We start from the raw sequence: 13,509 nt of genomic DNA, 5'->3' as shown, positions 1-13,509 counted from the left end.
GGGGGTGGGGCGACGAGTTCTGTCCAGACCTCGGTGAGGGTGTGCTGTACGTGGTGCACCTCGTCGGGGGCCGAGCGCAGGTCCAGTGCGCCGGCGGCGGAGGGGCGGTGGTCGAGGACGGCGAGCGGGGGGACGTCGCGGCGGCGGGCCACGAACTGGACGTAGCGGGTGTCGAGGCGCAGGGGGGTGTCGGGGGTGAAGTCGGCGTCGGCGCGCAGCACGTCGAAACCGGCGTCGGACAGCAGCGCGGCCACCTCGGGTGGCCGGTACAGCCGCACGTCGTCCAGCAGGCGCGCCACCCTCCCGTCCGGGTACGTCACCCGCAGTTCCCCACGGCTCCGCCCGGACAACGTGTCATATGTCCGGAAGAAGTGGAACACCGTCCCGTCGGCCTCGAACCGTGCCTCCGGCTGGTAGTGCCGCAGGATGGCGTCCACGTTGGAATGGTCAAGCACGAGCAGGCCCCCGGGGACGAGCCGGTCCCGTACCCTCCGCAGCAACCGCCGTTGCTCCGCGTCGTGGCCCCACCCGAACGCCTGGAGGCAGATCACCGCGTCCACCTCGGGCAGCGCCGCCCCGCCGAGCAGGTCGGCTTCGACGAGCCGCAGCGGGACCCCGGCCCGGGCAGCCGCCTCACCGGCACGGTCGAGCGCCCACCGGCACACGTCCACACCGGTCACCTCGTAGCCGTGCTCGGCCAGCGGCACCGCGTGCCGCCCGACGCCGCACCCGAGGTCGAGCACCCGGCGGCCGGGGGCGTGCGCCTCCAGGGTCTTGAGCAGGTACGCCACCTCACCGGCCGTGCGCCCGGCGGTGTACTCGTGCCGGGCGAAGCTCCAGTAGTCGGCGGTGAAGTAGTCGGCGTACCAACGCGTCACGAGAATTCCTGGCGGCCGAAGAAGTCGCACACGTCGCAGAGGTCGGCCGGGTTGGGCACGCCCTCCTGCAGGATGTAGACCCCTCCGCACACCCGGCACTTCTGCTCGACCAGCGGGAACATGTACCGCTGCATGGTGGCGAACGACTCGAACAGGTAGTAGTCGATGCCCGGCCACAATCCGTACAGGTGGTCGGCCATCGCGTACGCCATCGACCGCTCCTGCGGCCCGGTGGTGAACCGGCCCGGCGTGCCCTGGCGGTTGAGCTCCGGCGCGACCAGCTCCAGGTAGAGCATCAGCTCCTTCTTGGTGACGCGGTACAGCGGGAAGATGTACCGCAGCCCGCCGAGCTCCCGCACCGGGATGCCGCCCATGCGGTACCCGCTGGTCAGCCACGTCACCATGCTCGCCACCAGGTCGTCGGCGTTGAAGCCGAACGCCACGGTGCCCGCGCCGATCTCCTGGGCGTGGTTCTCCAGCATGCGCCGCAGCACCTGGTGGCCCACCACCATGTTGAGGTGCCGCATGTCTCCGGACACGACGCTGTTCATGGCCTCCACGAACGGTTTGCGCAGCCGGAACACCCGCTCGATGTCGGTGGCGGTCACGATGACCTGGTCGATGCCGAGCCCGGCCGCCGAGGCGCGGGCCGCGGCGAACGTCGCGGGCTCCTCCCAGTCGGGCAGGCCGGTGATGGTGACCGACGTCATGGTGAACTTCGGCAGCCGCTCCCCGGTGCGCTCAAGCAGCTTGAGGAACGCGACGCTGTCCCGCCCGCCGGACAGGCCGATGACCACCGAGTCGCCCGCGCGCAGCACGCCGTGGCTGAGCACGCTCTGCACGAACGCCTCCTCCACGTACCGCACGAAACCCTCGGCGTCGAACTGCTCGACGCGCTGCTCCAGCCGCCCGGAGACGTCGAAGAGCACCGTCTTGGCGTAGATGGGGTCGGAGGTGCCGTACACGGTGCGGGCGGGGCGCCGGGTGACGTCCAGGTCGTAGTGGCGCACCTGGCGGATCTCGATGACGTCGTCGGGGCCGACGGTGGTGGTCTCCTCGGGGACGATCTTGCCGTTCACCGTGGTCAGCACCGCGTTCACCGGAATGCCATGCGCGTTCAGCACCTCGGTCAGCGGTCGCCCGGGTGTCGCCTCCAGCGTCTCGGAACCACCGACTTTGTTGTGGAAGACGACGTGGGCCACGACTTTTCTCCCTCGCTAGGGCGGAGACTTCCGCTTAGTATGGGGTCATTTACGGCATTCGCGTCAAGCGTTGACAGTCCGTCGGCAACGTGAATCTCGGGGGTATGCGTTGAGCTCAGCTTTGACGGTCGACGTTCTCAAGTCCATCGACGCCGTTGACTCCGCCGAATGGGATGATGTTGTATCGAAGTCAGGCGCGCCCGTTTTTTATCAGGCGCTCTATTTGCGTGCCTATGAGCGATTCCCGCTGACCGACGTCGAGTCGTTCTCCTATTTCGTGGTCCGCGACCACGGGCGCGCCGTCGCGGTGCTGCCCGTCTCGCTGCTGCGCGGCCTGGACCCGCTGCGCCAGCTCCGCGTCCGCTACCCCGTGACCGGTGAGGAGCACGGCCTGCTCAGCCACGTGTGGCACTGCTACGACGCCTGGATCCCCGGCGCGACCTCGCCGGCGCACGTCGCGGCGGTCACCGGCGTCATGCGGGAGCTCGCCGGCGAGCTCGGCGCCGCCTGGTACGGCTTCGTCAACGTGCCCGCCGGCTCGTGGCTGCGCGACACCCTGCTCGCCGAGGGCTTCCCCGCCCACCACATCGAGGACCGCTACCAGGTGGACCTGCGCGGCATGACCCGGGTGGACGAGTTCATCGCGGGCGCGCGGCCCACCGGGCGCAAGAACTACCGGCGCAACGGCCGCCGCGCCGCCGACGCCGGGGTGCGCATCCGGGTGGCACCCTCCGAGGAGACCGACCTGGCGGAGGTCACCGCCCTGTGCGCCGCCACCTCCGCCCGGCACGGCACCGGCTCCTACTACCCGGACGAGCTGTTCACCGGCTTCGTCACCGCGCTCGGGGACGCCGCCTGCGTCATCGAGGTCCGCGAGGAGGACCGCCTGGTCGGGGTGGCCGTCTCCTTACGCGACCGCACCCGCTTCCACGCCTGGGCCTGCGGCGTCGAGTACGAGGTCGGCGGCAACTACAGCCCTTACCCGCTGCTCTACACCACCTCGGTCGCCCAGGCCCTCGCCGAGGGCCGCGACACCTTGGAGGGCGGCCGCGGCAACCACGTCTTCAAGCTGAGACACGGCCTCACCCCACTCTCCCTGGACGCCTGCCTGCTCCCCGTATGACGACCCGGGAGTTCACGGCCGTCCCCGGCCGCCCCCCGGAATGGCCCGTCCTGGCGGCCGACGGCCCGATCTTCGCCACCGAACGCTGGCTGGCCGCCATGCGCGGCCGGATCCCGGGGGCCGCCTACACGTTCCTCCTCAACGACTCCGGCGCCCCCGCCCTCGCCCTGTACGGCACCGTGCTGCCCGCCGCGGGCCGCCCCGAGGTGTTCAGCCTGCCGTACATCCTCACCGGGGACCCGGCCGAACTGCCCCTGTCGGACGCCACCCGCGCCGTCCGCCCGTCCGCCGCCGCGCCGCCCGAGGACGCCTGGCATCCCCACCTGGTCGTCATGCTGCCCGGCTACGAGTGCCACCCGCTCGGCCCGCTGGCGGGCGACCCCGGGGCGCTCAGGGAACTGGTCGACGCGATCGTGGCCTGGGCGGGGGAGCGGTCGCTCCGGGCCGTGGCGTTCCTCTACACGCCCCCCTCGGCGGACGCGTTGCAGAAGGAGCTGGCGGCACGGGGGTTCCTCCGGGTCCCGCTGGCGTACACCTGTGAGCTGGAACCCGCGGGTGACGGTTTCGAGGACTACCTGGCCTCCTTGCCTCGCAAACGCCGCACCGAGGCGCGGCGGGAGCTGCGGCGGCTCGCCGAGGCCGGCATGACGGTGCGGGCCGTCGAGGTGGAGCACCCGCCCGAGGACGTGGTGGGCCTCAAGTGCGGCCACTCCGCCAAGTACGACGGCGCCCCCGCCGACCACGCCAGGACCCGTGCCCGCCTGGAGGGTCTGTGCGCCGGCGGCGCCCTGCTGTTCCGCGCCGAGATCGCCGGCACGCTCGTCGGCTACGCCCTCTTCATCACGCACAACGGCGTCTGGTACTGCGTCAGCACCGGCATGGACTACACCCGCCCCGACGCCCGCCACGCCTACTTCGCCACCGTCTTCTACGAGCCCGCCCGCCTCGCGTACCGGTCGGGCGTCCACCGCCTGCACTACGGCCAGGGAAGCTGGCGGGCCAAGACGGCCCGGGGCTGCACGGCGACAGAACTGCCGGGCTGGATCCTCCCCCTCGACGCCCGTCTCACCCCGGCGGTCGCCGAGAGCGCCCGTACCACCGTGCTCGCGTGACCCCTCAGGAGGAGCGGCGGAGCGGGGGGAAGAGCATGGAGGTCTGCAGGACGGCGTTCTCCCAGCGGTCCAGCGTCAGGCCGTGGACGGCGAGCCGCGCGGCGGCGCGCCTCAGGTCGATCTTGGGGTGATCGGGGAGGAACTCGCAGGCCAGGATCTCCGCCAGCGGGTGGGACTCACCGCCGGGCAGGAGCGCCGCCAGTTCGGCGCCGGCCCCGGGGCGGGGGTCGGCGACCAGCCCGGGGGCGAGTTTGCGGCCGAGGACGCTCAGGTCGGGCCAGAGCGCGGCCATGATCTTGGCGCGGAGGCCGGTCAGCACGTCGTCGTACTCGCGGGTCTCCTTGGGGATGCCCGCCTCGAGCAGGCCCACCAGGTCGCGGAGCTCGGGCAGGCCGCCGTCCAGCGGCTCGCCGAGGCCGGGGCCGAAGAACACCGAGGCCTCGTGCTCGGAGTCCTCCGGGCTGTCGGACGTGTGCACGATGTCGAGCATCACGTTGATGCCGCGCAGGTCGCGGCGGATGGTGCCGGGGGCCGCCTCGGCGGGGTCGCTGGCCCCCTTGAGGGCGCGCAGGCGCGCGTGCCCGGTGCCGGGATCGGCGGCCGCCCGCCTGTCCTCTACCAGCAGGGCGATGGTCGGCCCGAGGTCGAACACCAGATCGACCTGCCGGTAGAAGTAGGCCTTCCAGACGGAAGTGATGTTGCGTTCCTGCCATGCGTCCTGGCCGGGTGGCCGATGCCACAACACCTCGTAGCGGACCGGTGCGAAGTCGTGCCGGTCCAGCATGTCCAGGACGGGGGAGCAGAGGTGACGTTCGAGGGCGTCCGGCGGGAGGAGCACGAGAACGGTCCGCTGCCAGTCGATCGTCGTCACCCATCGCTCCTTGTCGTCGGTCGTTAGATGTCCGCGCGGCGGTCAGCCCTTGCGGACGCGTGGCCTGCGGGAGTGCTTGGCGTTGCGGTCCATCGGCCGTCTACTTCGGCTTGCGGACGGAGGGACGGCGAAGTGCCCGGCGTGCGCGGTCCATGGTCATCCCTTCTTGGTGCGGGTGCGGGGGCGGCGAAGTGCGACGCGTGCGCGGTCCATGATCAGCCTTTCTTCACTCTCGGGCGGCGATTGGCGTGGTGCTTCCTGTCCACGTTCACCCCTTTTCGGATGGCAGGTTTTCGGACAACGTGACCGCAGGGGCCACGCTCTCATCTCAGCCGTTCTTGGGCTTACGGATTTTCGGACGGCGTAACTGGACGTAGTTGCGGTCCATGTTCACCCCTTTTTAGGCTTCCTAGCTGTTTTCGGACGACGCAATGCGAAGGCGTGACGGTCCATTTCTCATCCCTTCTTCCCCGCGATCTTCGGACGGCGCAGTGCCTTCTTGTGACGGTCCATGCTCACCCCCCTGCGTGAACGCCGCGGACGCCGAGCCCTCCAGGTGAACAGCAGGGCTCGGGAGTGTCACCATTCCTGGAACGCACGGCGAATGGCGCTAATTACTGAGTTTTCGGGGCTAGCGGCTCATTAGTCAATGGCTAGCGCCGCATCAGTCGACACCGGCGACCGACACGATCATCGGGTCGATCGCCGTGCGCAGGCAGGAGAGCACGTCGGCGGCGGTCACCGCGCGGATCGCCTCCACCTGCCCGGCCAGCGTCCACGAGGGGTGGCCGGGGATCAGGCCGTAGCGGCCGTAGAACAGCGCCTCCTCCAGCGACTGCTCGGTCTCCAGTTGCAGCAGCCCCGCCGTGCGCCGGGTGGCGAGCTCGACCTCCTCGGCGCTCCAGCCGTGCTCGGCCCGCTCACGCAGCAGCGACGTGCCGAGCGCCACGACCTCCTCGGCGTGCTCGGGCGCGGTCGCGACGAACGCCCGCCACACGCCGGTGTCGCGGTAGGCGTTGGTGAAGCCCCACATGTCGTACGCCAGCCCCCGGCGGTTCCTGATCTCCTCGAACAGCAGCGCCGAGCTCGCCCCGGCGACGAGATCCATCAGCACCTGCCACGCCGGCAGCAGCGGGTGGCCGTACGGCACGGCGGGCCCGCCGAGCACCACCCCGGCCGAGTCGTTGTTGAGCGCCAGGTCGCGCCGCCCGCCGGACACCCGCGGCGTGCCGTCGCCCCCGGCCGCCTCCGCCGAGGGGGGCAGCGCGGGGAGCGGCCCCGCCGCGAGCACCTTCAGCACGGTCTCCGGCGTCACGTCCCCGCACACGATCACACCGACCGACCCGGCGCGCACCCACCGCTCGTGGTAGGCCCTCAGGTCGGCGAGCCCCACCGCCCCGACGCTGTCCGCGGTGCCGCCGACCGGCCGCGCGAGCGGGTGGCCGGCGAACGCGACGTCGTAGAACACGTCGTGCACGATGTCGAACGGGTCGCCCGCCGCGAGCCGCAGCTCCTCCTGCACGACCTTGCGCTCGGACTCCAGCACGTCCTCGGTCAGCGACGGGGTGGCGAGCGCGCGGGCGAGGATCTCCAGCGCTGCCGGCGCCTCCGGCGAGGGCACCCGGGCGTACAGCACGAGGTGGTCCCGGCTGGTGATGGCGTTGGCCTCCCCGCCGAGCCCCTCCAGCAGGTCCACCGGCCGCCCGTCCCCGGCCAGCGGCGCCTGCATCAGGATGTGCTCCAGCAGGTGCGTGCCGCCCGCCACCCGCTCCGGCTCGTACCGCGAGCCGGTGAGCAGCCACAACGTCACCGTCGTCGCGGTGGCTCCCGGCCGCCGGAGCACCCACACGGGCACCCCGTTCCCCAGCGCGACCCGCTCCGGCTCCCTCATCACTCCTCGCCCTCCCGGCCGGCACCTCCGGCCGTCCTGGCCCCCTCGGCGTCCTCGGCGTCCTCGGCGTCCTCGGTGTCCTCGCGGTCACCCGCGGCCCTGGCCGCTCTGGCCCCCTCGGTGTCGCCGACGTCGCCCGTGGCCCTGGCGCCCTCCAGCGCCTCCTCGTCGATCTCCTCGCCGTGCACCAGCACGAAGCTCCCGATCGGCGTGTCGGCCCACAGCGTGCCGTCGCGCTCGTACAACGTGGCGCGCGGGGCGCGGCGGCCGGTGTCGACCGGCAGCGCGAACAGCAGCAGGCCCGCCTTGAGCGCGGCGCGGGCGTCCAGCCTGCGCTCGGCGAGTCCCCAGGCCCGCCGCGACAGCATGCCGGAGGCGCCGGTCATCATGCGGTTCTGCAGGCTCATCAGCGCGAAGCTGAACGGCTGCCGCAGCGCGCCCGCCGCCGTGGCCCGCCGCCGCGCCTGCGCGGCCAGGCTGAGCGTGCGCAGGTCGCCCGGCAGCCGCGGCACCTCCAGCGGCGTGCGCTCCAGCAGCGCCACCAGCTCGGCGTACTCGGGCCACAACCCGAGCTCGTGCACCGCGAGCGCGCAGGACTTCACCGCCGCCGAGGGCGCGTCACCGAGCAGCACCGCCGCGTCCACCAGGTCGCGGGCCCGGAACGGCTGCTCGAACCGCTCCATCAGCATCGCCACGAAGTTCTTCGCGATCGGCTCCGCGCACGCCGCGGGCAGCCGCACCCGCGTCGGCACCCCCACCCGGTCGCCGAGCAACGCCGGCGTGCCGATCTCCACGCCGTACGACAGCGCGTAGGGATCCTCGGGGAAACGCCGCATGCTGACGATGACGTGCAGCTCGCCCTCGTGCCGCAGGAACGTCGCGCTGTGCACCGCCCAGCCGTCGTCGATCAGCCACCCGGCGATACCCCAGAGCCGCTCCTGCTCCGGCACCCAGTAGTCGAGGTCGTTCATGTACCGCAGCAGTGGCTCCGGGTACCGGTCCGCGACCTCCAGCCCCTTCATCGAGACAGGGTCGCGCCACTCCCGCGCCAGCCGCCCCCGCAGCTCCTGGTAGAACGCCGAGCGCCGCCGTAGCTGCTCCAGTTCGTACGACAACCCCGGCCCGATGTCCCGCCCGTCGCGGTCCCAGGCACTCAGCAGCGTCGCGAGGAACGAGGGCTGCTGGTGCCGCGTGACGTACAGGATCTCCCCCGGCGTCTCCATCTCCTGCGGGGTGACCGCCGCGAGGACGTCCTCCAGCTCACCTGACGTCAGCCCTGCCACACGAGACCCCCGTCGTCGCCATCAAGGAATCCCTGCCGACTCTGACAGATCCGTAACTTCCCGACAAGCCACTCCATCGCCCGCGGGCGTGGCTCGGCTCGGTCCGGTCCTGGCGCCGGCGCGGGATAGGGTCGGCCCTCTGGGAAACGGGACCGGGGAGGTTCGGGCGTGGCCGTTCGCGAGTTCGACGACCTGCCGTACGCGCGGTACCTGGAGGACTTCTCCGGGTCGCTCACGCGGGAGGGGGACTACGACACCGTTCACCTGCGTGACGCGGAGTTCGGCGACATCGACGCCGGCAACGCGCGGTTCCTGGAGAGCGCGCTGAGCTCCGTGACGTTCAACGAGGGCCGGTATCGCCGCACACGGTTCAACGACGTCTGGATGCGGTCGGTGCGCTGGGTGGGCACGGATCTCGGCGAGACGAACTGGCTGCACACCGACGTGGACGGGGGAGCGCTGGCGGGCGTCCGGCTGGACGGCGCGGTGTTGCGGCAGGTCGTGTTCCAGGGGTGCAAGTTCGACTCGGTCAACTTCCGCGCCGCTCAGCTTCGCGAGGTCACGTTCACCGGCTGTGTGCTCCGCGCCGCCGACTTCGGCGAGGCCGCGCTCACGGACGTGACGTTCGACGACTGCGTGCTCCAGGAGACGCGGTTCGGCCGGGCCGAGATGAAGAACGTGGACCTGCGCGGTGCCCGCGAGCTCGGGCTCGCCGACGGCGTCGCCGCGCTGCGCGGCGCCACGATCACGAGACTCCAGCTCCTCGATCTGGCGCCCCTGATGGCCGATCTGCTCGGCGTCACCGTCGCCGACGACTGAGACGCACGGCCGCCAGAAGCTCACCGGTTGTTCATCTGCGGGGCTGACTCCGGTCGTCGGGAAATCTTACGGTCCGCAGGACGACCATGGATCGGCCGACCTGGAGGCAAAAGATGGACCGTCGGACCGTGTTGAGAGCCGCCGTCGTTGGCGTGGGCGGCGCGGCGTTCTCCGGAGCCCTGTGGGGACAGGCGTTCGGCGCCGTCGCCCAGCCGGGCCCCAGCCCGTACGGCGAGCTCGGGGCCGCCGACGCCAACGGCATCCGGCTCCCCGCCGGCTTCACCAGCCGGGTGATCGCCCGCTCCGGGCGGCAGGTCGCCGGGCACACCTGGCACCTGGCCCCCGACGGCGGGGCCTGCTTCCCGGACGGCGCGGGCTGGATCTACGTGTCCAACTCGGAGATCCCGCTGATCGGCGGCGCTTCTGCCGTGCGTTTCGCCGCGGACGGGTCCATCGTGTCGGCGTACCGCATCCTGTCGGGCACCAACCTCAACTGCGCGGGCGGCGCCACGCCGTGGGGCACCTGGCTGTCCTGCGAGGAGATCGAGCTCGGCCGCGTCTTCGAGACCTGGCCCGGCGGCGGACGCTCGGGCGAGGAGCGCACCCGGATGGGCCGCTTCAAGCACGAGGCCGCCGCCTGCGACCCGGTGCGCCAGGTGGTGTACCTCACCGAGGACGAGGGGGACGGCTGCTTCTACCGGTTCGTCCCCGACACCTGGGGTGACCTGCGCACCGGCCGCCTCCAGGTGCTCTGCGCCCCCTCCGGCCAGGTGACGGGCCCGGTGACCTGGCAGAACATCCCCGACCGTGACGGTTTCCCCGTGCCGACCCGCCTCCAGGTGGGGGCCGCGAAGCACTTCGACGGCGGCGAGGGCTGCTGGTACGACCGCGGGGTCTGCTACTTCACCACCAAGGGCGACAACCGGGTGTGGGCGTACGACGCCGCGGCCTCCACGCTCGACCTGGCGTACGACGACTCGCTGGTGACCGGCGGCACGGCCCCGCTGACCGGCGTGGACAACATCACCGGCGCGCCCACCAGCCGTGACCTGTACGTCGCCGAGGACGGCGGCGACATGCAGATCAACGTCATCACGGCCTCCGGGGTCGTGGCGCCGTTCCTGCAGATCACCGGGCAGAGCTCCTCGGAGATCACCGGCCCGGCGTTCTCCCCCGACGGCCGCCGGCTGTACTTCTCCTCCCAGCGCGGCACCTCCGGCTCCTCCACCGGCAGCGGCGGCATCACGTACGAGGTGACGGGCCCGTTCCGCACCCAATGACAACCGCCACAACATTACGAGATTTATGGTGATTTGTCCGTTTTGGCGGTGGGTATCCCTATCTAGTACGGACCCGCAGTCGGAAGGGTGGTGGAAGCCATGGTCAGGCCCACGGGCATGGAACGGCATCCCGACATACAGGAGATGCGGGCGACACGCGAGCGCGCGGGCTCGATGCCCATCGCGCAGGTGACCGAGGGGCTCAGCATCGTGGCCGGCCTCTACCTGGCCATCTCGCCGTGGATCGTCGGTTTCAGCGGGCTGCCCCGCCTGGCGGTCAACAATCTCATCACCGGCCTGGCGCTGGCGGTCCTGGCCATGGGATTCGCCTCAGCCTACGGGCGCACGTACGGCCTGAGCTGGATCGCTCCGGTCATCGGCGTCTGGACGATCATCGCGCCCTTCATCATGAGGTCCGTCACCGCTTCGACGGTGTGGAACAACGTGGTCATCGGCGCGATCATCGTGCTGCTCGGCCTCGCTGCCATGGCCTTCGGCATGTCACGCCGCAGGCCGCACAGGTTCGGCGGCAACGGCCAACGGCACTGAGGGGCCGGCACCCACGCCCGCGACGACCTCAGGGACGCCGCGGGCGTCGCCGTGCGCGCGGCCCCGGCGGCCCCGGCGCGGGCCGCCGGGGATGCCGTCAGCCGGACGGCTCGGCGTCGTCGCGCTGGGTGAACAGAGCGAGCAGGCCCTCGATGCGGTGGTCGGCCTCGGCCGGATGGCGCAGGCGCCTGCTGGGATCCACCGTGTAGTGGTTGCGGCGGCCGACCCGGGTGCGCCGCAGGTAGCCCGCCGCCTCCAGGTCGTTCACGATGAGCTGTGCGGCCCGCTCGGTGATGCCGGCCCGGGCGGCCATGTCACGCAGCCGGGCCTGCGGGTCGCGGGCGACCTCCAGCAGGATGCGGGCGTGATTGGTGAGGAACGTCCAGCTGCCGCCGGTCCGTTCCTCACCCGCCTCCGCGGGGTCCTGGGGATCCTGCATCACTATCTCTCTACGTGAAGGTGCCTGCCGACTACGACAAGCTTTCCTGTCCGCCGGATAGGCGAATCGTAATTCACGTATAATAATACCTTGGTAGGGACGTCGGCAGGAATCTCCAGTGCCACCTGTCACGCGACCGAGTAGATCGTCTATCTTACGGCGGGAGTCACCGCGGTGAACGTACTCTATGAGGATGGTCACCTGCGCATCGCCTGGGCCGAAGGCGGATGGGTGCGGGTGACCGGTGAGGTCGACCTGTCCAACAGCGCCGCCCTGGCCGCCATGCTCTCCCGGCTCTCCGCCGAGCACGGCCGGCTGGACGTCGACGTCGCCGGACTGCGTTTCGTCGACCTGTCGGGGCTTCGTTCCCTCATCCACACCCCGGCTCTCGCGGACGGTTCCCCGGCACGGCTGCACAACGTCCCGTCCCATCTGCGCCGTCTGATGACCCTTCTCGGCTGGGAGCCGGCCGACGCCGGCGGCCCGGGGCGCTCCGTGGTCCCCTAGCGCTCCCGCGTGCGGGCGGCGCGCGAGGCGGCAGAATGCCTGGGTGAGGTACATCCGAGAAGGAGGACACCCATGCTTCCCTGGCGTGCCGACCTCGAAGGGCGTCTCGACGAGCACGTGATCGACAGCGCCCTGCTGCGCGGCAACCCGTTGGACGACCCGCACGAGCGGCCGCTGTGGGTCTACGTGCCGCCGGGGTACGACGACGAGCCGGCCCGGCGCTATCCGGTGATCTACGTGATCCAGGGCTACACGGGTCACATCGCCATGTGGCGCAACCGCACCCCGTACCGGCGTCCCTTCATCGAGACCGCCGACCAGGTGTTCGCCGACAAGGCGGCGCCCCCCGCGATCGTGGTCTACGTGGACGCCTGGACCACCTACGGCGGCAGCCAGTTCGTGGACTCGGCGGGCACCGGGCCGTACCACTCCTACCTGTGCGACGAGGTCGTGCCCTGGGTGGACGAGCGGTACCGCACGCTGGCCGGCCGCGACCACCGCGCCGTCACCGGCAAGTCCAGCGGCGGCTTCGGCGCCATGATCACCCCGATGCTCCGCCCCGACCTCTTCGGCGCCTTCGCCACCCACGCCGGCGACACCCTGTACGAGTACTGCTACCTCCCCGAGTTCGCCAAGGCCACCCGCCTCCTGCGCGAGTACGACGGCGACATCCAGCGCTGGTGGGCCGACTTCCGCTCCCGCGTGGCCTTCACCCAGCCCGCCGACGAGACCCTCCTGATCACCCTGGGCTGCTCCGCCGCCTTCTCACCCGCCCCCGACGGCACCCCCGAGCTGCCCTTCGACCCCCGGACCGGCGCGCTGCGCCCCGAGACCTGGCAACGCTGGCTCGACTGGGACCCGGTCCGCATGGTCCCCGGCCACGCCGAGGCCCTACGCTCCATGCGCGCCATCTGGATCGACGCCGGCAAACGCGACGAGTTCTACCTGGACCTCGGGGCCCAAGCCTTCCACGAGGCCCTTCTCACCCACGGCGTCCCCGAGCACATCGTCCACTTCGAACTCTTCGACGCCGGCCACGGCGCCATCGACTACCGCTACCCACTCTCCCTGGCGTGGCTGGCCGAACGCCTGTCCGGCTGACGCCGCGGACCCGCCGCCCCGGGGCGGCGGGTCACAGAGGCGGTCAGGCAGGGAGTTTGGCGGCCAGCAGGTCGACCTTCTCGATGGTCGGGGGACGGGTGAACAGCTCGTCGGCGCGGAGGAGGAGGGCGGTCTGGACCTTGCCCAGCAGGTAGGAGCGACGGCCGTCGTCGCTGTCGAAGGTGTCGAAGATGCCGTAGGTCGCGGTGTCGATGCGCAGGGTGAACCAGGCGGCGCACTCCGACTCGTCCTCGATCAGGCCGATCTCGTCGCGGAGCATTTCCTCGATCTCGTGTTCCTTGCCGGGCCGGGCGTGGATCCGGACCAGCAGGCCGACGGTCACCATAGGCGATCACCCCTCGGGCCCCTCACGTGCCGCCAGACATACCCGCCGGTCGAAGCGGACGAACCCCAACAAAGGCGAAATTGCTCACCTTTGACTGCAAGGCGATGG

General features: G+C 71.2%; 14 protein-coding genes. 7 read left to right on the top strand and 7 right to left on the bottom strand.

The window, feature by feature from the left end; translation table 11 throughout:
* Both ABGB17_RS05575 and ABGB17_RS05570 read right to left on the bottom strand, forming a co-directional pair.
* A partial coding sequence (locus ABGB17_RS05575) for a methyltransferase domain-containing protein (RefSeq protein ID WP_347626694.1) occupies window positions 1-878 on the bottom strand: 878 nt, incomplete at its 3' end.
* Window positions 875-2,080 carry a hypothetical protein gene (locus ABGB17_RS05570; protein WP_347626693.1) on the bottom strand — a complete coding sequence of 402 codons (1,206 nt, stop codon included), beginning with the start codon at window positions 2,078-2,080 and terminating at the stop codon, window positions 875-877. The genes ABGB17_RS05575 and ABGB17_RS05570, both read right to left, overlap by 4 nt.
* Window positions 2,081-2,303: 223 nt before the next feature.
* Between ABGB17_RS05570 and ABGB17_RS05565 the strand changes: the two genes are divergently transcribed.
* Window positions 2,304-3,203, top strand: a complete 900-nt coding sequence (locus tag ABGB17_RS05565; protein ID WP_347626692.1) for a GNAT family N-acetyltransferase — start codon at window positions 2,304-2,306, stop codon at window positions 3,201-3,203.
* Window positions 3,200-4,315: a GNAT family N-acetyltransferase gene (locus tag ABGB17_RS05560; protein WP_347626691.1), complete on the top strand. Its 1,116-nt coding sequence runs from the start codon at window positions 3,200-3,202 to the stop codon at window positions 4,313-4,315. Before ABGB17_RS05565 ends, ABGB17_RS05560 begins: the two co-directional genes overlap by 4 nt.
* 4 nt (window positions 4,316-4,319) lie before the next feature.
* Here ABGB17_RS05560 and ABGB17_RS05555 read toward each other — a convergent pair whose 3' ends face one another.
* From ABGB17_RS05555 to ABGB17_RS05545, 3 genes are all read right to left on the bottom strand, one after another.
* On the bottom strand, window positions 4,320-5,186 hold the full coding sequence (locus ABGB17_RS05555; protein ID WP_347626690.1) for a nucleoside-diphosphate kinase: 867 nt from the start codon (window positions 5,184-5,186) through the stop codon (window positions 4,320-4,322).
* Between the two features lie 664 nt (window positions 5,187-5,850).
* Window positions 5,851-7,077 carry a pitrilysin family protein gene (locus ABGB17_RS05550; protein ID WP_347626689.1) on the bottom strand — a complete coding sequence of 409 codons (1,227 nt, stop codon included), beginning with the start codon at window positions 7,075-7,077 and terminating at the stop codon, window positions 5,851-5,853.
* A complete protein-coding gene (locus ABGB17_RS05545; RefSeq protein ID WP_347626688.1) occupies window positions 7,077-8,360 on the bottom strand; it encodes a hypothetical protein in 1,284 nt (427 codons plus the stop codon). The genes ABGB17_RS05550 and ABGB17_RS05545 overlap by 1 nt, the downstream gene beginning before the upstream one ends.
* Before the next feature lie 168 nt (window positions 8,361-8,528).
* Here ABGB17_RS05545 and ABGB17_RS05540 point away from each other — a divergent pair, with 168 nt between their 5' ends.
* The 3 genes from ABGB17_RS05540 (at window position 8,529) to ABGB17_RS05530 (ending at window position 11,008) form a co-directional block, all read left to right on the top strand.
* On the top strand, window positions 8,529-9,179 hold the full coding sequence (locus ABGB17_RS05540; protein ID WP_347626687.1) for a pentapeptide repeat-containing protein: 651 nt from the start codon (window positions 8,529-8,531) through the stop codon (window positions 9,177-9,179).
* Between the two features lie 113 nt (window positions 9,180-9,292).
* A complete protein-coding gene (locus tag ABGB17_RS05535; protein WP_347626686.1) occupies window positions 9,293-10,459 on the top strand; it encodes an alkaline phosphatase PhoX in 1,167 nt (388 codons plus the stop codon).
* 99 nt (window positions 10,460-10,558) lie between these two features.
* Complete coding sequence (locus ABGB17_RS05530; protein WP_347626685.1) at window positions 10,559-11,008, top strand: SPW repeat protein; 450 nt, start codon at window positions 10,559-10,561, stop codon at window positions 11,006-11,008.
* A gap of 97 nt (window positions 11,009-11,105) precedes the next feature.
* Here the strand turns inward: ABGB17_RS05530 and ABGB17_RS05525 are convergent, their stop codons facing one another.
* Window positions 11,106-11,447, bottom strand: a complete 342-nt coding sequence (locus ABGB17_RS05525; RefSeq protein WP_347626684.1) for a helix-turn-helix domain-containing protein — start codon at window positions 11,445-11,447, stop codon at window positions 11,106-11,108.
* 174 nt (window positions 11,448-11,621) lie between these two features.
* Between ABGB17_RS05525 and ABGB17_RS05520 the strand changes: the two genes are divergently transcribed.
* Both ABGB17_RS05520 and ABGB17_RS05515 read left to right on the top strand, forming a co-directional pair.
* Window positions 11,622-11,954 carry an STAS domain-containing protein gene (locus ABGB17_RS05520; RefSeq protein ID WP_347626683.1) on the top strand — a complete coding sequence of 111 codons (333 nt, stop codon included), beginning with the start codon at window positions 11,622-11,624 and terminating at the stop codon, window positions 11,952-11,954.
* A 72-nt stretch (window positions 11,955-12,026) separates the two neighbouring features.
* Window positions 12,027-13,055 (top strand): alpha/beta hydrolase-fold protein, encoded by a 1,029-nt coding sequence (locus ABGB17_RS05515; RefSeq protein ID WP_347626682.1) that lies wholly within the window; start codon window positions 12,027-12,029, stop codon window positions 13,053-13,055.
* Window positions 13,056-13,098: 43 nt separating this feature from the next.
* On the opposite strand, the gene ABGB17_RS05510 is transcribed toward ABGB17_RS05515, so the two are convergent.
* Complete coding sequence (locus tag ABGB17_RS05510) at window positions 13,099-13,401, bottom strand: antibiotic biosynthesis monooxygenase (protein WP_347626681.1); 303 nt, start codon at window positions 13,399-13,401, stop codon at window positions 13,099-13,101.
* Window positions 13,402-13,509: the final 108 nt, after the last annotated feature.

Origin of the sequence: Sphaerisporangium sp. B11E5, assembly GCF_039871875.1 — a bacterium.
Classification (GTDB): domain Bacteria; phylum Actinomycetota; class Actinomycetes; order Streptosporangiales; family Streptosporangiaceae; genus Sphaerisporangium.
This window is presented reverse-complemented; position numbering and strand designations above follow the sequence as displayed.